The 220-nt window shown below is 38.2% G+C and carries 1 pseudogene; it reads right to left on the reverse strand.

The window, feature by feature from the left end:
- A pseudogene (locus tag V6260_RS18980) lies at window positions 1-220 on the reverse strand (ComF family protein); the annotation flags it as partial.

Raw genomic sequence — 220 nt, forward strand, 5'->3', positions numbered from 1 at the left:
GCCCACTCATGTTTAGCGCCCGCTTGTTTTAAAGCCTGCGTAGCAGGATTAAGTGTAGCGCCTGTTGTCATGACATCATCAATAATAGCAATTGTTTTACCGCTCATATCCTGTGTACTAATAAAAGCATTTTTTAAATTTTTAACTCGCTTAGGCTTTGAAAGTTCAGATTGCGCTTGCGTTTTTTTTATTGCGAATAAGGCTGTTATTTAAAGGTGCA

Origin of the sequence: Pseudoalteromonas aliena (assembly GCF_038155085.1) — a bacterium.
Lineage (GTDB): Bacteria > Pseudomonadota > Gammaproteobacteria > Enterobacterales > Alteromonadaceae > Pseudoalteromonas > Pseudoalteromonas aliena_A.